This window comes from Celeribacter halophilus (assembly GCF_018860305.1).
Lineage (GTDB): Bacteria > Pseudomonadota > Alphaproteobacteria > Rhodobacterales > Rhodobacteraceae > Celeribacter > Celeribacter halophilus_A.
Map to the genome: position 1 here is coordinate 17,903 of NZ_JAHKPE010000029.1, position 17,836 is coordinate 35,738.

20 protein-coding genes are annotated in these 17,836 nt (G+C 61.1%); 3 read left to right on the forward strand and 17 right to left on the reverse strand.

All coding sequences use genetic code 11. The features are described from left to right. Positions 1–325 precede the first annotated feature (325 nt). Entirely contained in the window at positions 326–718 is a 393-nt protein-coding gene (locus KO492_RS10695) for a hypothetical protein (protein ID WP_216044947.1), read from the forward strand. A 119-nt stretch (positions 719–837) separates the two neighbouring features. On the opposite strand, the gene KO492_RS10700 is transcribed toward KO492_RS10695, so the two are convergent. Beyond that, positions 838–1,011 (reverse strand): hypothetical protein, encoded by a 174-nt coding sequence (locus tag KO492_RS10700; protein ID WP_156444377.1) that lies wholly within the window; start codon positions 1,009–1,011, stop codon positions 838–840. Here KO492_RS10700 and KO492_RS10705 point away from each other — a divergent pair. Next, positions 998–1,549, forward strand: coding sequence for a hypothetical protein (locus tag KO492_RS10705; protein WP_156444376.1), 552 nt, complete (start codon positions 998–1,000; stop codon positions 1,547–1,549). The genes KO492_RS10700 and KO492_RS10705 overlap by 14 nt on opposite strands. A 232-nt stretch (positions 1,550–1,781) precedes the next feature. Here KO492_RS10705 and KO492_RS10710 read toward each other — a convergent pair whose 3' ends face one another. The 15 genes from KO492_RS10710 to KO492_RS10780 all read right to left on the reverse strand — a co-directional run bounded on the left by KO492_RS10710 (position 1,782) and on the right by KO492_RS10780 (position 16,196). After that, positions 1,782–2,801, reverse strand: coding sequence for a LysR family transcriptional regulator (locus tag KO492_RS10710; protein WP_216044948.1), 1,020 nt, complete (start codon positions 2,799–2,801; stop codon positions 1,782–1,784). A gap of 412 nt (positions 2,802–3,213) precedes the next feature. Continuing rightward, positions 3,214–4,020 (reverse strand): helix-turn-helix transcriptional regulator, encoded by an 807-nt coding sequence (locus KO492_RS10715; protein ID WP_216044949.1) that lies wholly within the window; start codon positions 4,018–4,020, stop codon positions 3,214–3,216. A 619-nt stretch (positions 4,021–4,639) separates the two neighbouring features. Then, complete coding sequence (gene folD / locus KO492_RS10720; protein WP_216044950.1) at positions 4,640–5,539, reverse strand: bifunctional methylenetetrahydrofolate dehydrogenase/methenyltetrahydrofolate cyclohydrolase FolD; 900 nt, start codon at positions 5,537–5,539, stop codon at positions 4,640–4,642. A 1-nt stretch (position 5,540) separates the two neighbouring features. After that, complete coding sequence (locus KO492_RS10725) at positions 5,541–5,855, reverse strand: chorismate mutase (protein ID WP_332935193.1); 315 nt, start codon at positions 5,853–5,855, stop codon at positions 5,541–5,543. A gap of 141 nt (positions 5,856–5,996) precedes the next feature. Next, entirely contained in the window at positions 5,997–7,916 is a 1,920-nt protein-coding gene (gene ftsH, locus KO492_RS10730) for an ATP-dependent zinc metalloprotease FtsH (RefSeq protein WP_216044952.1), read from the reverse strand. A 79-nt stretch (positions 7,917–7,995) separates the two neighbouring features. Continuing rightward, entirely contained in the window at positions 7,996–9,258 is a 1,263-nt protein-coding gene (gene tilS, locus KO492_RS10735) for a tRNA lysidine(34) synthetase TilS (RefSeq protein WP_216044953.1), read from the reverse strand. A 7-nt stretch (positions 9,259–9,265) separates the two neighbouring features. Continuing rightward, entirely contained in the window at positions 9,266–10,099 is an 834-nt protein-coding gene (gene ybgF / locus KO492_RS10740) for a tol-pal system protein YbgF (RefSeq protein WP_216044954.1), read from the reverse strand. 12 nt (positions 10,100–10,111) lie between these two features. Next, positions 10,112–10,642, reverse strand: coding sequence for a peptidoglycan-associated lipoprotein Pal (gene pal / locus KO492_RS10745; protein ID WP_252735491.1), 531 nt, complete (start codon positions 10,640–10,642; stop codon positions 10,112–10,114). A gap of 83 nt (positions 10,643–10,725) precedes the next feature. Beyond that, entirely contained in the window at positions 10,726–12,060 is a 1,335-nt protein-coding gene (tolB, locus tag KO492_RS10750) for a Tol-Pal system beta propeller repeat protein TolB (RefSeq protein ID WP_216044955.1), read from the reverse strand. Further along, positions 12,057–13,190: an energy transducer TonB gene (locus KO492_RS10755; protein WP_216044956.1), complete on the reverse strand. Its 1,134-nt coding sequence runs from the start codon at positions 13,188–13,190 to the stop codon at positions 12,057–12,059. Before KO492_RS10755 ends, tolB begins: the two co-directional genes overlap by 4 nt. A gap of 12 nt (positions 13,191–13,202) precedes the next feature. Further along, positions 13,203–13,673 (reverse strand): protein TolR, encoded by a 471-nt coding sequence (gene tolR / locus KO492_RS10760; RefSeq protein ID WP_066607272.1) that lies wholly within the window; start codon positions 13,671–13,673, stop codon positions 13,203–13,205. A gap of 1 nt (position 13,674) precedes the next feature. Beyond that, positions 13,675–14,370, reverse strand: a complete 696-nt coding sequence (tolQ, locus tag KO492_RS10765; protein ID WP_216044957.1) for a protein TolQ — start codon at positions 14,368–14,370, stop codon at positions 13,675–13,677. A 146-nt stretch (positions 14,371–14,516) separates the two neighbouring features. After that, complete coding sequence (ybgC, locus tag KO492_RS10770; protein WP_066607267.1) at positions 14,517–14,906, reverse strand: tol-pal system-associated acyl-CoA thioesterase; 390 nt, start codon at positions 14,904–14,906, stop codon at positions 14,517–14,519. A gap of 114 nt (positions 14,907–15,020) precedes the next feature. After that, positions 15,021–15,560, reverse strand: a complete 540-nt coding sequence (gene thpR / locus KO492_RS10775) for an RNA 2',3'-cyclic phosphodiesterase (RefSeq protein ID WP_216044958.1) — start codon at positions 15,558–15,560, stop codon at positions 15,021–15,023. A 6-nt stretch (positions 15,561–15,566) separates the two neighbouring features. After that, positions 15,567–16,196 (reverse strand): hypothetical protein, encoded by a 630-nt coding sequence (locus tag KO492_RS10780; protein ID WP_216044959.1) that lies wholly within the window; start codon positions 16,194–16,196, stop codon positions 15,567–15,569. A 125-nt stretch (positions 16,197–16,321) separates the two neighbouring features. Between KO492_RS10780 and aroQ the strand changes: the two genes are divergently transcribed. Further along, positions 16,322–16,759: a type II 3-dehydroquinate dehydratase gene (gene aroQ / locus KO492_RS10785; RefSeq protein ID WP_216044960.1), complete on the forward strand. Its 438-nt coding sequence runs from the start codon at positions 16,322–16,324 to the stop codon at positions 16,757–16,759. Between the two features lie 47 nt (positions 16,760–16,806). Here aroQ and ruvB read toward each other — a convergent pair whose 3' ends face one another. Continuing rightward, the gene (gene ruvB / locus KO492_RS10790) at positions 16,807–17,835 is read right to left on the reverse strand and encodes a Holliday junction branch migration DNA helicase RuvB (protein WP_216044961.1); all 1,029 of its coding nucleotides are present in this window, start codon (positions 17,833–17,835) and stop codon (positions 16,807–16,809) included. Position 17,836: the final 1 nt, after the last annotated feature.

The following is a 17,836-nucleotide window of genomic DNA, read 5'->3' on the forward strand; positions in this document are numbered from 1 at the left end:
TCTATATTTCCCGATAAAATAACAGCTTACATTGAACGCTTCCTGCAAAGTCGCGCAGCGGTCCGGACAGGACTGCCCCTCAGGGTTTAATCCAACGGGCTATTTCCTGCGCCCAATTGGCTAGCCCGCATAGATCAAACGCAGCCTGCCGAGCCTGCCCGCGCCCGCCGTCCGCCGCGAAACCTGCCCCTTTTGCCAATAGACATCAGTCCAACTGTCGCGCCCTGAAAGCCCCGCTTACATTCAGTGTCGAGGCGGTCAACACACTCACAGTAACCGAGTAACTGGTGGCCTCGTTTGGAAACCCAATGGGAGGAAATGAACTATGAAACTTTTTCTTGTTATCGCATCTGCAGCAGCTTTGACCGTAGGAGCCGCATCGGCTGACACAGTTCTGGGCACTGGATCGTGGTCCGGCTCCGAAAGCGGCGCAGCCATCACAGGCTCGTCCAGCTCGGGCACATTCGGCGGCATCTCCGGCGCATCCAACACCTCTTCGATGAACCTGTCGTCCAGCGGCCAGGCAGCTGGCTCCACCGCTCTGGGCTTTGGCGTAGCAGGCTCCGGCTCCGTCTCCGGCACCACGGCAAACGGTGCGGTGAACAACACCTCCACCTCCGGCTCGATCGGGTTCGGTGGTGCGACTGCGAGCGGCGGCTACACGGGTAGCAACGGCAGCTCCAGCGGCGCCTTCGGCGGATTTGGCACCATGTTCTAATACCTGGTGTCAAAGCCTGACCGCACACTTGCGGTTTCAGGTGGCCGGAGTGGAATCCGAACGTACCGCTCCGGCCTCATTTCAACCCTCTGCGTTCGGAGAGGAGAAGGTCTCATGTTTTATGACAAAAAGGAGATGCCAATCGGAATATTGGCAAAAGTAACGGTTATCTCGGCAGCGATGCTGTGGGCAACATCCGCCTCCAGCCAATCCACAACCAGCACTTCGACATCAAGCTCATCCAGCGCCGCGGAAGTGGAAAGCTCGGCATCCGCCTCCGTGACAAGCGGCAACTCGAATGCCCAGATCTATCTGGATCAAAGCACACCTGGCACGCTCAGCACCCGCAATTCCTACAGCGGGTCCTACACGGTGCGCTCCGCGCCCTCGGTCCAGCCCCCCTCAATGGGATCGGGCCACCCCTGCGCCCTGTCCGGCAGTATCGGCATATCCCTGATCGGTGGCGGTGCCGGCGGCGGGATGAACCGCGTCGACGAAGCCTGTCTGCTCGCCCAGATGGGACAGGGTCAGGCCGCGTTGATTATGATTGCGCGTCGTGACGCGGAAGCCTGTTTTGCGCTGCGTCAGGTCGGTTCAATCCCCTCGGGCAGCGTCTGCTCCGGCTCTGAACGCCGTTCAGCGGCCCAAGCCCAACGCGCGACCGTGTCTTCGATGAACCGCCAGACCGCGACCCGCACGACCGCGGCCCCGATCTCGCGCTATGTGTCCTGTTCGAAACGTGCAGATGGCAAGATTCTCGCCCGCAAACAGACGGGCACGCCCTATTCGAACGACCAGATCGCCAAATACTGCCGCAGTCAAATGCAATAACCCCGAAACACTCTGCCCCCCAATATGCGAGTGTAAACTTTCGCCCTGCCCGGCCCAACGCGTTTTCCGTCAACTCTGTCCCGATTGACCGAAAGAAAGCCTCACACGCACGGGTCGCAGCAGGGCGAAACCTTTTTTCGGATTTCCCACCTCATACCAACCGTATGACATCCCGCCGCGCAGGCCCTTGCCACGTCAGCAATACAGCCCCGCGCGCAAACACCCCCACATCTCACCCCGCGAACAGATGCACAGACGGATGGCCGGAGACCGGCATATCCTGCAAAGAGGCTTTCTCGTGGCTCGTGTAATTCTGGCGCACCGCATCGGCGAGACGTGCGAAGTAGCTGGCGAAGGTCGGCACCATCATCAAATGACGGGGCATGACCAAGGCCATTTTCTGCGCGGCGCGGCCCGTGTCATAAAAGGCGACATTCTCACGCACACGCTTTGGCAGGTTGCCATGCAACGTCATCGACAGGTGACAGGTCGCAAGCCCCTGCGCGACGATTTCAACGGCTCCGACATGCAGATCGCTGGAGAAATACGGCACAGCGACGGGAAGATGGGATTTATACCATGCGTTGCTCTTCACCCGCCATTCATGCGAAGCGGTGACGCAAACGCGTTTCGTCAGGGCCTGTGGCAGGGTTTTCGGAACCACGCTTCCGTTGATAATCTCAAGGGCCAGTTTCGGGTCGATGCTTTTGGGAATGGCCCATAAAATCCGGTCTTCATATAACACTTCGTATTTGAGCGACGTGGTTTCGCGCAGGGTCTCCGTCTTGGCCAACAGACCGACGCTGGCCTTGCGAATGGCGAGATAGTCGAGAAGTTCGGCGCTGGACGTTGCAAACTCCAGCGAAAACTCCGAAATTCGCGGATCGGCATGAGCCAATGCCGCCGCAAGCCCCAGCACACGCCCCGCATGAGAAGGGATCGTAGCAAGGCTCATCTTGTATTGCTGTTGCCCGAATTGCTCGCAATGGCGGCTTTTTCCCTGTTCGAGGTCGGCCAGAACATTGCGCGCCGTGGTCGCCCAAAGCTCTCCCGCTCCGGTCAGCACCTCGCAGCGCTTGCGATCCCGATGCACCAGCTGCGCGCCAAGATCATCTTCGAGCTTGGCAAGCTGGGCCGAGATGGTGGGCTGTGACAGCCCCAGAAGTTTCGCGGCTTTGCGGATCGAGCCTGAAATGGCAATCGCATTGATCACTTCCAGTTGGCGAAGTGTAATTCCGTTTGAATAACTCATAGTCCCCCCGATTTCCGGCAGCAGATCTCCAGAACGCCGTTTGTGTCCGGCTGTGTCACGACAAACTGCGGTATCACCTCACATCCGCACTTTGCGCTTCCTGTCCCGCTGCATTTGGCACCCTTCAAATGACTTTTGCTCCCGCCGGCAGAGCGGCTCGGGAGCGTCATTCAGTGATCGGGTGCGCCCATTCGTTCCGGCCGGTGTCCGACCGGCCATGGCCCTTCGCGTGTGACGCGTGTCCCAAGATGAACATGAAAGGCCAACAATAAAGATGCGGTGTGCGACGTGTCCTGAAACCCTGTGGTGCATTTCGGGAAACGCGTGACCCGCAGACCCTGCCCGACGCGTGTAAGCTGTTCGGGCAAAACCATGTGAAAAGCGCCCGCCTCTTTGGCGAGCGCACCGCGCCTTAGCAATTCTGGCTGTGAAAGCAGATTGCCGCTTCGGTCCGGTTCGTAACGCCGAGCTTCGTCATGATGCGGTGCAGGTGCAGCTTGATCGTGTGGGCGGAGACCGACAGTTCATTGGCGATCATCTTGTTCGGCTGTCCCGAAGCCACCAGTTTGAGCACTTCGCGCTCGCGCGGGGTCAGCTTGGCAACCCCTCGGGCGCAGGCCTCCTCGCGGGCATCCTTGGCGGATGTGGCAGGCGCCGCGTCATGAGAGGCCGTGTCATGAAGGGCGTTGTCCGACGACGGGGCACGCTCCCGTCTGGCGGCTTGCATCGCGCCCAGTGAACACACCGGCAGGTAATGCGCGCCGCAATCAATCAGCCGGATCAACTGGACCCAAGCCGTCAGGTTCAGGTTCATCGGCAGGACACTGACCGTATAGGTCGAGAGCCGCGCTCCCCAGCGTTCCACCACCTCCGTGGCACTGGCATCGTCCCGCACGGCAATGGCCAGCCGGACACGGGGCGTCAGATGGTCCTGATGCTCCAGAAAACTCATGAACCTGTCCGCCTGACGTTCATCGACAATCAAAAGCCGCGTCGACTGCCCTTCCGGCTGAATATGGTTTGAAAGCACAAGATCCCATGTTTCCAGATCCGGAAAGCGGGATGCGCGCACCTCGTCAAATTCCGTCTCGATCGTCCTGAGGACAACCTCCGAGAACAATCTTTGCGATCCTATGAATGTGAAGAGATCTTTCTGACACATGCTTGGCTGGATTGCCGGATGTGTGACGTCTTGGTCCGTCCCCCTCGGTTCGTACATAGCTACCTCCCTTACTATTTCTCCAATTGTGCAGATGGTTGTCCCCACAACCAAAACAAAAACTCCGCACATACTCGTATTGCAGCAAAGGTAGCAGAAAACGGCTCACCGTTAATCTATATTTAACTCTTGGAAACCCTATCACCTGTCCAAATGCATAGGTTTTCCGGCCGGTTTTTCCGGTGTATCAGGCCCAAACATTGGCCACATGACCTATCCCAAAAAGCGCAGATCGAAATCAATCGCTTGATTATATTAGGTTATGTTAGAGCCCCGCCGCTTTTCGGCCATAGACCGAACGGGTAATGCCCTCTCTGCCCGAAAAGACAGCATAAATTTTATCATTAAGTCAATTTAAAAGCCGCAATCCGGCCTTATTCCAGCAATCTCCGCCCATTAGACGTGCGACTCACACCCCGTTTCGGTGGCTTGCAAACCGCAAAGCTGAGACACACGGGCGATCCCCTCCGGTCTAGGCCGACCCTTTAGCGGATAGCCCTCCGAAATGATGCGCGGGAGTCCGCCCATGTCCGGCAGGATCAGCGCATTTCCGGCCCCCGAAATACACGGAGGCCGGTTCATACATGAAAACCTGCGTCAAAGACGGCAAAACCTGCGCTTATGTCAGACCGTCCGGCTCGGCCAAACCATGCGCGCGGCAGCAGGCCGTGAGCGTGTTGGCCAGAAGGCAGGCAATCGTCATCGGCCCCACGCCACCGGGCACGGGGGTGATCGCACCCGCGACCTCCTTGGCAGCCGCGAAATCCACATCACCCACAAGGCGCGACTTGCCTTCGCCACGCTCCGGCGCGGGAATACGGTTGATGCCCACATCAATCACCGTAGCACCCGGTTTGATCCAGTCGCCTTGCACGAAATTCGCACGTCCCACGGCGGCCACGACAATATCCGCGCGTTTGACCACCTCGGGCAAATCCTTCGTCCGGCTGTGCGCGATGGTCACGGTGCAGCTTTCGCGCAGCAAAAGCTGTGCCATCGGCTTGCCAACAATATTCGAGCGCCCGATCACAACGGCATCCTTGCCGGACAGATCGCCCAGTTGATCACGCAGCATCATCACACAGCCCAGAGGCGTGCAGGGCACCATGCTCTTTTGCCCCGTCGCCAACAATCCGACGTTGGAGATATGGAACCCGTCCACATCCTTCGCGGGATCAATCGCGTTGATCACGAGGCTCTCGTCAAGATGTTCCGGCAACGGCAGTTGCACCAGAATCCCGTGCACGCTTTGATCGGCGTTGAGCGTCTCGATCAACTCCAGAAGCGCCTCTTGCGTGGTATCGACAGGCAGCTTGTGCTCGAACGAGTTCATCCCCGCCTCGACCGTCTGCTTGCCTTTCGAGCGCACATAGACCTCGGAGGCCGGATCATCGCCCACCAGCACCACGGCCAGTCCGGGGGTCACGCCCTGCGCCTCCTTGATCCGCGCCACATGGGTCGCGACCTTTTCGCGGATCACCGCCGCAAACGCCTTGCCGTCAATCAGGGTGGCCGTCATCTCAGTCTCCATTTCCTTCGCCGCTGCCCAGCACACGTTCTTCGCGGGCAATCATTTCCTCGACCATCAGCGCCCACATCCGTCGCGCAAGATCGGGGGTGAAGCCGGCCTCCCGCGCCTGCGCCTCGACCTTGTCCAGCACGTCCTGCACACGGGTCTCGATCCGCGCGGGCAGCCCCTCGCCGGGTTTGAGTTCAATCGCCCGATCCACATGCGCCTGACGCAGCGCCAGAAGGGCGACGAGGTCGCGGTCGATCCGGTCGATCTGCTGGCGCAACTCGGCCATGGTGGGGATGTCTTTCGGTGGTTTGAGCATCGGCATATCCTCTTTGCCTGCCCTTTAACATGTGCCCGCCACTTGGGAAAGATCAGGAGGGCGCAGTCACATCCAGAAGGCCCAAAGAAAAACCGCGCCTCAATCGAGACGCGGCTTTAATTGATGTGTCAGTTCGTTCTGTCAAACAGTGGGTTCAGGTTCCAGACCACTGTCGTCTTTCGGCTTTTTCTTGGTCTTCGGAATGGCCGTGACCGAGGGAGCATCCTCTTTCTTGCCAGAAGCACCACCCTCATCATCTTCGCCCGGTTGCGGCGGCTGGCCCGCGATCACGCGTTTGATCTCGTCACCCGTGAGCGTCTCGTATTCGAGAAGCCCCTGCGCCAGACGCTCGAACTCTTCGGCATTCTCGGAAATGATCCGGTAAGCTTCCGCATAGCCTTCATCGATGAAGCGTTTCACTTCTTCCTCGATCAGCTCTTTGGTATGCGCCGACACGGAGAAGCCCGCGGTATTGCCCGAATAGCCCTCGGCCGCCTCGGCATAGTCCACGTTGCCGACCTTGTCCGACATGCCGTAGCGCATCACCATCGCGCGTGCCAACTGGCTGGCCTGCTGGATGTCGCCAACGGGACCGGAGGACACTTCCTCCTCGCCGTATTTGAAGATTTCCGCCGCCTTGCCCGCCATGGTCATGGCGATGCGCTGACGGGCCTCGTCCTTGAACATCTGGAGTTTGTCCATCTCCGGCAGGCTCATCACCATACCCAGAGCACCGCCACGCGGGATGATCGTCGCTTTATAGACCGGATCGCATTTCGGCAGTTTCAAACCGACGATGGCGTGACCGGCTTCGTGATAGGCGGTTTTTTCCTTTTGCTCGTCGGTCAGGACCATAGAGCGGCGCTCGGCCCCCATCATGACCTTGTCCTTGGCATGTTCGAAATCGTCCATCGTCACCTGACGCCGCCCGATCCGTGCCGCTGTCAAAGCCGCCTCGTTCACAAGGTTGGCCAGATCGGCCCCCGAGAACCCCGGAGTCCCGCGGGCAATCAGGCGCAGGTCCACATTCGGGCCCAGCGGCACTTTGCGCGCATGGACGTTGAGAATTTTCTCGCGGCCTTTGATGTCGGGATTCGGCACTGTGATCTGACGGTCGAACCGGCCCGGACGCAAAAGCGCGGGGTCGAGCACGTCACGACGGTTGGTCGCCGCCACGATGATGATGCCTTCGTTCGATTCGAACCCGTCCATCTCGACCAGCAACTGGTTGAGCGTCTGTTCGCGCTCGTCATTGCCGCCGCCGTAACCGGCCCCACGGGCACGGCCCACAGCGTCGATCTCGTCGATAAAGAGGATACAGGGCGCGTTCTTTTTCGCCTGTTCGAACATATCGCGCACACGGCTGGCACCGACACCCACGAACATCTCGACAAAGTCGGAGCCGGAAATGGTGAAGAACGGCACACCGGCCTCGCCTGCAATCGCACGCGCCAGAAGCGTCTTACCCGTGCCCGGAGGACCGACCAACAAAGCACCTTTGGGGATTTTGCCGCCAAGTGCGGAGAATTTCTGCGGGTTGCGGAGGAATTCGACGATTTCTTCCAACTCTTCCTTGGCCTCGTCGATGCCTGCGACATCGTCAAAGGTCACACGCCCTTGCTTTTCGGTCAAAAGCTTTGCCCGCGACTTGCCAAAGCCCATCGCCCCGCCTTTGCCGCCACCTTGCATCCGGTTCATAAAATAGATCCAGACACCGATGATCAGGAAGATCGGCAGGAAGGACAGGATAAAGGGCATGATGCCGCTTTCTTCCTGCGGTTTGCCCTCGACGGTCACGTCTTTGTCGAGCAGTTCGGAAACGAGCGTATCATCACCCGGGTTGATCGTATATTTGCGCCGGTTGTCTGAATCGACGAAATAGACTTTCTCGCCATCGATATCGACGGTGTTAACCGTGCCGTCATCCACTTTCGACATGAATTCGGAATAGGGAACAACTTCTGACGACATGCTGCTCTGATTGCCGCCGAGCACCTGAAACAGGGTCAGTACGAGCACCAGAAGCACAAGCCAGAAGGCGAGATTACGTGCGTTGCCCAAGGGGGGTCTCCTCGAAATAGTCAGGGGTCACGCCGATAGCGTGAGGCTTCCCCCTAAGATAGGCATCCACGGCCCAAGTTCAATGCGATAAAAGCGATGTGTAGAATCCGCCAGTCGGATGGATCAGCCGCGCGGAGGCCGGCCCCAGTCCGGCAAGAGGGGCGGAAATCAGTGTATTGCCGTCAAAAACCGCCGGAGAGGCGGCCAAAGTCTCGCGCGGCGGGGCGCTTTTCGGGCGTTCACCCAGTTGCAACAACCCGTCTTCGCCCAGCGCGCGGATCACGAAGCCCTTGTTTTCAATGCCTTCCAGACGCCAGCGCCCGTCCCAGACCTGATCCGGAGCGGCCACGACACCGGCAACCGCGCCATGTTCGCGGGTCAGCCGGAAGACATCCTTGCCCCCCAAAAGCCGCACGCCGTGCAGCGTCGCATCGCGGCCCCGCATCATGGCAGAAAGAAATTCCTGAAGCTTCATCCCGCGCGGGCCATAGTCCGCCGAGGCAATCCACCGCAGGGCGGCGGCGACCAGACGGCGATTCACTTCGGGCGATCCTTCGGCAAAGCGGCGGCGGTCGATGATCAGATCACCCTGCTCCTCGCGCACACAGTCCATCGCGTGATCATGGGTGGCAAAGTCGAGCGCCGAACGCACCTGTCCCAGATGGTCCATCACCCGCCCCACCACATGCACGTCGATGCCGAGTTTGGAGAGTTCCTCCATCGCGCGGCGGGCTTTCACGCGGTCATAGGCCTCGTCGTCATTGGACGGATCATCCACCCACGGTTCGCGCAATTCACGCAGATATTGCCGAAGCTCGAACCGCTCCTGCATCAAGAGAGGCCGCACCCAGGTGATCCCGTCAGAGACCCTGCGTCGCTGCATCCCCGTCAGCCCGTCAATGCCGGAGGCCCGCGCCAGACGCATGAAAAACGTCTCCGCCTGATCATCTGCCGTATGGGCCAGTGCAATCGTGGAAATCCCGCGCCCCTTGGCCCAGTCGGCCATCAACCGATAGCGCGCACGACGGGCGGCATCCTGCAAATTGCCCTTGCCCGTGTAGCCCGTCCAGTTGAGCGTGGTGTGTTTGACCTTGAGACGTTCGGACACTTCCGCCACGAATTTCGCCTCTTCGGCGGCCTCCGGACGCAGCCCGTGGTTCACCGTAACGGATTCGAGGCGCACGCGCTCCTCTGCGGCCCATTCGGCCATCAGATGCAAAAGCGCGAGACTGTCGCCGCCGCCAGACACGGCCACAGCCAGATGGTCCGGCTTGTCGAAAGAAAAGGCGGAGGCCACGAAATGCCTGAGCATCGCCCGGTTCGCCGCTTTTTCTTCCATCATCCGGCCTTTACAGAGAACAACCGCGCAAGGATGCGTCGGTCTGGGCCTGAGTGGCGGCTTGCGACCCTGCAAAACGGGACACGACTTCGCCATACATGACACAGCCCTTTTCCGTCTGCCCCAGATCGCTCAAAGCCCCCGCCAAACGCAACAGGGCATCCGGCGCACGGTCGCCTTCGGGATTGCCGGAGAAACTGTCGAGATAGGCCCGCGCCGCATCTGCGGTCTGGCCCGCCGCCGAAAGCGCCTCGCCCCGCATGAAATGCGCGTCACTTGTGAGGTATCCACCGGTATAGGTCTGCGCGAAAGTGGCAAAGGCCTGCGCGGCCTCCGTGTATTTCCCCGCATCAAACAGCGCCTGAGCCGCGTCGAAATCGGCCTGTTCGGACAGAGCCAGATCGCCGCCCCCGTCCATCGGAGGCGCGCTGTTCGGCCCCGCAATGACCAAATCGGTCGCGCCGGTCTCTCCGCCAATCGGCTTGAGCGGCGGCAGGTTGCCGATGTCACAGCCCGCTTCCAGCTCGCAAAGCCGGAAGTTGAGATCGTCCAACTGGTTGGTCCCGTCCTTCACGACGCGATCAATGCGAAATTCCAGCGCCTCGATCTTGGCCGTCAGATTGGCCAGCGCACTTTCCATCAGATCGACCCGCTCCAACGTGCTGGCCCCCGCAATCCGCGTATTGGGTGCGCCGGTCGTGGACAGTTCGCGTTTGAGCGTGTTGATCTCGACCGAGAGCACCGCCGCTTCCTGACGGATATCGGCCAGCGTCTGCGCGTCCTGCGCAAACAGCGGCGTGCACAGACCTGCTGTCAAAACAGCACTGAGAAAGAGGGCTTTCATCGTCACGGCTCCTTACATGCCCGCGCCAGCCGCAAGCACCGTCACAGCGCGGCGGTTCTGGCTATAGCAGGACTCGTCGGAACAGATCGCCAGCGGGCGTTCCTTGCCGTAAGGAATGGTCTTGAGCCGCGAGGGGTTCACACCCTGACTGATCAGATATTCCTGCACAGAGGCCGCACGCCGCGCCGAAAGCGCAAAGTTGTAATCGCGTGTGCCCTGCTCGTCGGCGTGACCTTCGATGATCGCCGTGTAGGCCGGATTGTCGTTGAGCCACTTGGCCTGACCGGCCAGAACAACGCGCGCCTCGTCAGACAGTGTGGACTGGTCCACAGCAAACAGCACACGATCCCCGACCGTCTGGTTGAAATAGGCCACGGAGGTCGGATCGGAGGCAGAGCCTGCCAGAGCGCCATTCGCGCCCATGCCCGCGCCATTGGCCCCGCCACCGGCACCAAACCGGTCTGGGTTGGTACAGGCCGAGAGGCCGAGGGCTGCGATCAGGAGGACGGCACGCGAAGTGCGGGAAATCAGAATGTTGGACATGAGGTTCTTCCTTTGCGGAAACTCGAAACTGCTCTTTTAAGACACTATAGCACCCTCCCCGCGACTTGGGGAGGGTTGCCGCATTATTTCAACAGGGGCGACCACGCCGGATCGGATGCGCCCGCATTGGTCGGCACGCGTTTGAGGTTCCGGCCCGAAATATCGACCGTATAAAGCGCGCTTGCGCCCGATGCGCCCTGACTTTCACGGGTGAACATGATGACCCGCCCGTTGGGGGACCAGCTTGGCCCTTCGTCAAGGAAGGACGCAGTCAGAAGCCGCTCTTCGGAGCCGTCCGTGCGCATGACACCGATATGGAACCGGCCCTGATTCTGTTTGGTAAAGGCGATGAGATCACCGCGCGGCGACCACACGGGCGTGCCATAGCGACCCTTGCCCGAGGAAATCCGCCGCGCCTCACCGCCGCCTGCGGGCATGATGTAAAGCTGCTGGGTGCCTGAGCGGTCCGATTCGAACACGATCTGCGACCCGTCCGGCGAGAAGGACGGCGCGGTTTCAATCGCGGGCGTGTTGGTCAGCCGTGTGTTCTGCCCCGTGGCAATGTCCATCCGGTAGAGATCGGTGTTGGTGCCCGTGGACATGGAATAGACGATCGACTGCCCGTCCGGCGAGAAGCGCGGCGCGAAGGTCACGGATTCGGCGGGCAGCGGCAGGCGGCGGCGCGTCACCGTGCCCACGTCCAGCATCATGATCTGCGGCGTGCCGTTTTCATAGGAAGTATAGAGCACACGGTCACCGGTGGGCGAGAAGCGCGGCGCGAAGACGATGAAACTGTCGTCGGTGAGATACTGGAGCCCTGCCCCGTCGTAATCCATCACCGCCAGACGTTTCTTGCGGTCGTTCTTCGGCCCGCTCTCGGACACAAAGACCACGCGGCTGTCGAAATAGCCCCCCTCGCCGGTGATCCGCGCATAGACCACATCGGCCACCTTATGCGCGATCCGACGCCAGCTTGAGGTCGAGCCGCCCAGTTGCAGACCGGAGCCCAGAGGCGCTTCGGCGTAGATGTCGAAGACGCGGAACTTCACCGACAGATTGCCGGAAGCATCCATGCCCACAGCACCGGTCACAAGCCCCTGCGCATTGATGGCTTTCCAATCCGCATAGGACACGGAGGAGGAGAAATTCGTCACCTGCGCAATGTGGGCGGACGGCGGGATTTCACGGAACAACCCCGTACCCACAAGATCGGCCGCAATCACATCCGAGATCTGCTTGGCATATTCTGCCGCCTGCGGCGTCTCCGCAATAAAATCGGGGATCGCAAGGGGCACCGGCTCGATCACACCTCTGGTAATGTCGAGCTTCAGCGGCCCCGGGTCCTGTGCCATCATCGGCGCAGCCCCCACAGTGAGCGCGGCAGCTAGGGCACAGGCGAGTGTCGTCAGGCGTTTCATTTGTACCTCATCTGTTCGGGATCGAACGTCATTTCGATATTGCGCCATTGGGCGTATTTTTCCACAGGCAACGGGAAACCGCTGGCTCCGCAGCGGATTATTGCGCGTCGGGCCACAGCAAAGGCCTGATCCGCAGCAGATTGTGATCCACCTTCAAAGCCCAAGAGCTTGATCGAGCCGTTTTGCGGCGTCCCGTCTTCGTTCATGGACACGCCCACGGTGATGGTGGTGCGCATCGCTTCGGTGGACATTGCGCCCACGTTCCAGCATTGCGACACGGCGACCCGCATCCCTTCGCGCTCGCCTGCGGTGAGCGGCGGCCCTGTCGGGCGGGCGGGCGCAGCCGGTGTGGCGGCACTCTCGGCAGCCAGCGCAGCCGCCGCAGCAGCCGCCGCCTCGGCCACAGCATCGGATGTATCGCGCGGCGTCTCGGCGGGTTGCTCGGCGGGTTTGGCCGGTTGTTCCACAGGCTCCTGCGCCGCTTCCGCCAGCGCCGCCAGATTGGCCGGACGCGTTTTCGGGCGCGGCGACGAGGTCATGCCGGAGGGTTTCTCCGCCTCGGTCACAATTTCGGTCGTGGTTTCCTGCGGCGCGGCCTGTTCGACCTGTTCCTCGACCACCTCGGGACTCTCGGCCTCCTCATTGGCGGCCTCGACCGGCGCATCGGAGATTTCCGGCTGCGGCTCGGGCGCGGTCACCACCTGATCGGAGATGCGCGGCACGGGGCGCGGGGTCGGTTTCTGATTGGCAATATCCGGCAGATTCGCTCCGGGATCCTCAAGCGACAGTTCCGGCTCCACCTGCGGCGCGGGCGGCGTCGGCGTCACCTCGACAGGCGTCTCAACCGGCGCGGGCGCTTCGGGCGCGGCAGGCTCGGCGGCACTCTCCTCGGGCGTATTCACCTCCGGCACGGTCTCCGTCTGCGGGGCCTGCAATTGCGGGGCTTCTTCGAAACTGTCGGGCGCGGTGCTTTGTTCTACCAGCGCGGCAAATTCGGACTCGGAGATCAGGGCAACCTCCTGCACGGACATCTCGTCCGTTCTCTCGGGACGCAGGAACAGCCCCCCGAAAAGCATATAGGCAATGAGCCCCAAATGGCCCGCACCAGAGATATATTGGCCCGCGTTCACGATGCCTGCCCTTTAATTCCCGGACCCGTCGAGACGTGGCCCGCCTTGCTCCGTCACCAGACCGATCTTGCGAAATCCGCCTGCATTGAGCGCACCCATCACCTGAGCCACACGTTCGTAAGGCACCGATCCGTCGGCACGCAGGAAGATTTTGTCATCATTGCGCTCGGTCGCGATGGCACGCAGCTTGGTCACAAGATCCGCCTCCGGCGTCTCGTTCGCCATCAAAAGAACCTGCCCGTCCGCTGTCAGCGTGATGGTCAGCGGCTCCTGCTCCTCCTGCGGCAGCGCCGTGGCCGCCGTTTCGGGCAATTCCACCGGAACGCCCACGGTCATCATCGGAGCGGCCACCATGAAAATGATCAGAAGCACCAGCATCACATCCACAAAGGGCGTGACGTTGATCTCGCTCATCGCGGCGGGACGACGACGGCCTCTGCCGCGTCCACCCCCGCGCTGTTTCTGCACGACACCTGCGCCCATGTCAGCTATCCAGCTCGCGCGAGAGAATGGTGGCAAACTCGTCTGCGAAAGCCTCATAACCGCCAAGGATACGGTCGCTGTCCGCGTTGAGCTTGTTGTAGAAAATCACCGCAGGAATGGCCGCCAGAAGACCCAGAGCCGTGGCCAGCAAAGCCTCCGCGATCCCCGGTGCCACAACCGCAAGGTTGGTGGATTGCGCCATGGCGATGTCTTCAAACGCGGTCTTGATCCCCCAAACCGTGCCGAACAGCCCGACAAACGGCCCTGTCGAGCCCACCGTGGCCAGAAACGACAGGCCTGCGGTCATCTCTTCGCTCTCTTTGGCAATCGCCACATCCATCGACCGGTCAATGCGCGACTGCGCACCGGCGATCAGCCCGCCATCGGCCTTGTGAGAGCGCCGCCACTCGGTCATGCCCGCGGCAAAGACCCGCTCCGGCGCACTCATCGGCCCGCCTGCGATCTGGTCATACAGCTCGTCGAGAGGCTCGCCCGACCAGAACGCCTGATCGAAAGCCGCCGCCTCTGCACGGGCCTTTTTATAAGAGATGAATTTCTGGATGATGATCGACCATGACCAGAAGGAGGCCACGATCAAAAGGATCATCACAATTTTAACCGTGAAGGTTGCGCGCATAAAAAGCGCCAGCAAGGAGAAATCGATCTCCTGCGCCATCGCAAGGGTTGTCTGGTCCATGAACCTGCTCTTTTAATCGCCTGTTGGCCGTATTTACACGGCTCTCATCATTACCAAGGATTCTATCCTATCCACAGGGCCCTCGCCAACACGAAGATGCGAGAGTTTCGTGAAATTATCGGATTTTGGGCGATTTCGCGGAGATTTCAGTGCAGATTTCGGCGGAGAACCGCCGGAAGCCGCGCCGGATGGCCGGTCGGGGTGAGCGCCACAAGCGTCACCTGCGCCGAAAAAAGCAGGTCCTCGCCGCGTTTGACCTCTTGGGTCAGCACGATCCGCACGCCTGTCATCGCTTCCAGCGCGGTTTCGACCACCAGATCATCATCGAATCTGGCGGGGGTGAGATAGTCCGCCTCGACACGGCGCACGGCAAAGACCACGCCCTCGTCCTCTTTGAGCTTCACCTGATCCACGCCCAGATCCCGCACCCATTCCGTGCGCGCGCGTTCGATGAATTTGAGGTAATTCGCGTAATAGACAATGCCTGCAAGGTCGGTGTCTTCGTAATAGACATGGACGGGAAATTTATGGGTCATCTGCCACGCACCTCTGTTGCTCTGTGCGCAACCCTAGTGCCTTTCGGGAAAAAGCTGAACCGGATTTTCCGGCGCTCAATTTTCCGCAGCTCGGGCGCGGGGCCGCAGGGGTCATCACCCGAGCGGATAGGTCGCAAGCGTGTCGTATTGCGCGCCTTCCGGCGTCAGGGTGGACCCGATCATGGCAAATTCCGGCGGCTGGAAGGCGGGCCATGCAAAAGCCCCCTGCGCCGCGATCAGATGGTCCAGTTCCTGCTGCTCCCCCGCGCGAAGGCGATGGAACCGGCGCAGGGAGATATGCGGGCGAAAGCGTTCATGTGGCAGGTCGATCCCCACCGCCCGTGCCGCCTGACGCACCTTGTTGCGCAGCGCGGTCAGGGCCTCGCCTTGTGTCACAGAGGCAAAGAGCAGGCGCGGTTTGCCGCCGCCGAAGACATCCAGCCCCGCCACCGCAATCTCCGGCGCAGGCAGGGAGAGGGAGGCCAGTTCCTCGTGCAACTCGGCCAGAAGGTCTTCGGGCCGGTCATCCAGAAAGGCCAGCGTGACATGCATATTTTCCGCAGGCACCGCACGCCCGAACCGCAGCGGCGCAGCCAGCGCCTCAAGCCGGTCGGTCAGATCATCCGGCAGAGGCAGTCCGACAAAGGCCCGCATAGCCGCTCACCCCGCAACCACCCGCGCATAGAGCCTGAGCGCATGGGCGGCATCACGCGCCGCATCGGGCAGCACAGGATCATAGGCCGCACGCAGCACATTGGCCACATCGGGGCGCACCACCGTGCCCTCGACCGTCTGGGCCAGCGGGCTGTCTTGCGTGAATTCCTTGTCGGACCACAGCAGCATCGCCTGCACCGCCTGCGACAGCGCGATCACCTCGGCGGGCACCTCGTCCATCGCACCGCCCATGCGCACAAAGCTGAAACACGCCTTGATCGCACCGGCATCATCGAAACGGAAGGCGCGGTATTGATGCGCGTTCCGGTCTTGCAGCGTGGCGACGCGACTTTCCAGTTCGGGAATCAGATCCCCCATATGCGGCACATCGAGAAGCTCCGCCCAATCGGACAGGAAGAACACCATCAGGTTCGTCCCCAGTTCGGGGTCCATCTCCTCGATCCGGTGCCCCGCGATGGCGACACAGGCCTCAATGGCGGATTTCACCGTCACAAGGGTCTCTTCCTCCACCCCGAACACCACAGGCGCAACGGGACGCCCCCAGCGGGCAAAGACATAATCGCCATTTGATCGGGTGAAAAACTGCTCGATACGTTCCGGTGTGATGTCGCTCATGTGGCCCTCTCGCGTCTCATCGCGTCTCAAGGCCTCCTTTTGCAACAGGGTGGCTTGCGCGACAACCCCTGCCCCGCGTAGCTTGGCCGCAAAACAGACATGCGGCACGCGGCCCGGAGACAGCTATGAGCAAGACCATCTACATCCTGAACGGCCCCAACCTGAACCTGCTGGGCAAGCGCCAGCCGGAGATTTACGGCAAGGACACGCTCGAAGATGTCGAATCGCTCTGCGCCGCCGAGGCCGCAATCCATGATCTCGACATTGTCTTTGCCCAGTCGAACCACGAAGGCGAGATCATCGACCTGATCCACGAGGCGCGTGAAAAGGCGGCCGGCATCGTCATCAATCCGGCGGCCTATACCCACACCTCCGTGGCCATTCTGGATGCGCTCAACACATTTGAGGGACCGGTGATCGAGGTGCATATCTCGCAGGTCCACAAGCGCGAGGCCTTCCGCCATCACTCCTATGTCTCGATGCGGGCCGATGCGGTCATGGCGGGGTTCGGCGTGAACGGCTACCGACTTGCGGTGGCGCAGATGGGGCACCTTCTGGGCTGATCCGGACGGAGTTTTCCGCCCCCCGACCAGCGCCTTACCCTCCGCGCTTACTTGCCGAACAGGTCCGACTGATCCGGCGCTTTCGGCGCCTCAAGCCCGAGATGCGTCCATGTCTTTTGCGACAGCATCCGCCCGCGCGGGGTGCGCTGGATAAGACCCTGTTGCAACAGATACGGCTCGATCACATCCTCGATGGCATCGCGGCTCTCCGACAGCGCCGCCGCCAGCGTCTCCACACCGACCGGCCCACCGCCATAATTCTCCGCGATCATCGACAGGTAGCGCCGGTCCGCACCGTCAAGACCCAGAAGGTCCACCCCCAAGCGCGTCAGAGCCCCATCGGCCAGAGGTTTGGAAATCCGCCCGTCGCCCTCGACCACAGCAAAATCCACCACCCGCCGCAAAAGCCGCCCCGCAATCCGGGGCGTGCCGCGGGCGCGTTTGGCGATCTCGTAGGCCCCGTCAGGATCGGTCGGGATCCCCAGCAACCGTGCGCCACGAGTGACGATCTCGTGCAATTCCTCGGTCGTGTAGAACTGAAGCCGCGTCGGGATGCCGAAACGGTCGCGCAAAGGCGTGGTCAAAAGCCCCAGCCGCGTGGTCGCGCCCACAAGGGTAAAAGGCTGCAACTCGATCCGCACGGTGCGCGCGGCAGGGCCTTCACCGATCACCAGATCAAGCTCGAAATCCTCCATCGCCGGATAGAGCACCTCTTCGACCACCGGATTCATCCGGTGAATCTCGTCGATGAACAACACGTCGCGGGCTTCGAGATTGGTCAGAATCGCCGCCAGATCTCCCGCTTTGGCCAGAACCGGCCCCGAGGTCATCTTGAAATTCACGCCCAGTTCACGCGCCATGATCTGCGCCAGCGTGGTTTTCCCGAGACCCGGCGGGCCGTGAAACAGAACGTGGTCCATCGCCTCGCCGCGCATCTTGGCACTTTCGATGAACACGCGCAGGTTGGCACGCGCCTCTTGCTGGCCGATGAATTCCTCCAAGACCTGCGGACGCAGGGCGCGGTCGGTGTCCTCCGGCTGGCGGTCAGGGCGCAGGGTGGGATCGGGCGCGTCCATT

Coding starts and splice junctions, on each gene's coding strand:
- KO492_RS10695 (WP_216044947.1), top strand. CDS start 326: ATGAAACTTTTTCTTGTTATCGCATCTGCAGCAGCTTTGACCGTAGGA.
- KO492_RS10710 (WP_216044948.1), bottom strand. CDS start 2,801: ATGAGTTATTCAAACGGAATTACACTTCGCCAACTGGAAGTGATCAAT.
- KO492_RS10715 (WP_216044949.1), bottom strand. CDS start 4,020: ATGTACGAACCGAGGGGGACGGACCAAGACGTCACACATCCGGCAATC.
- folD (WP_216044950.1), bottom strand. CDS start 5,539: ATGACGGCCACCCTGATTGACGGCAAGGCGTTTGCGGCGGTGATCCGC.
- KO492_RS10725 (WP_332935193.1), bottom strand. CDS start 5,855: ATGCTCAAACCACCGAAAGACATCCCCACCATGGCCGAGTTGCGCCAG.
- tilS (WP_216044953.1), bottom strand. CDS start 9,258: ATGATGGAAGAAAAAGCGGCGAACCGGGCGATGCTCAGGCATTTCGTG.
- ybgF (WP_216044954.1), bottom strand. CDS start 10,099: ATGAAAGCCCTCTTTCTCAGTGCTGTTTTGACAGCAGGTCTGTGCACG.
- pal (WP_252735491.1), bottom strand. CDS start 10,642: ATGTCCAACATTCTGATTTCCCGCACTTCGCGTGCCGTCCTCCTGATC.
- tolB (WP_216044955.1), bottom strand. CDS start 12,060: ATGAAACGCCTGACGACACTCGCCTGTGCCCTAGCTGCCGCGCTCACT.
- tolR (WP_066607272.1), bottom strand. CDS start 13,673: ATGGGCGCAGGTGTCGTGCAGAAACAGCGCGGGGGTGGACGCGGCAGA.
- tolQ (WP_216044957.1), bottom strand. CDS start 14,370: ATGGACCAGACAACCCTTGCGATGGCGCAGGAGATCGATTTCTCCTTG.
- ybgC (WP_066607267.1), bottom strand. CDS start 14,906: ATGACCCATAAATTTCCCGTCCATGTCTATTACGAAGACACCGACCTT.
- thpR (WP_216044958.1), bottom strand. CDS start 15,560: ATGCGGGCCTTTGTCGGACTGCCTCTGCCGGATGATCTGACCGACCGG.
- KO492_RS10780 (WP_216044959.1), bottom strand. CDS start 16,196: ATGAGCGACATCACACCGGAACGTATCGAGCAGTTTTTCACCCGATCA.
- aroQ (WP_216044960.1), top strand. CDS start 16,322: ATGAGCAAGACCATCTACATCCTGAACGGCCCCAACCTGAACCTGCTG.
- ruvB (WP_216044961.1), bottom strand. CDS start 17,835: ATGGACGCGCCCGATCCCACCCTGCGCCCTGACCGCCAGCCGGAGGAC.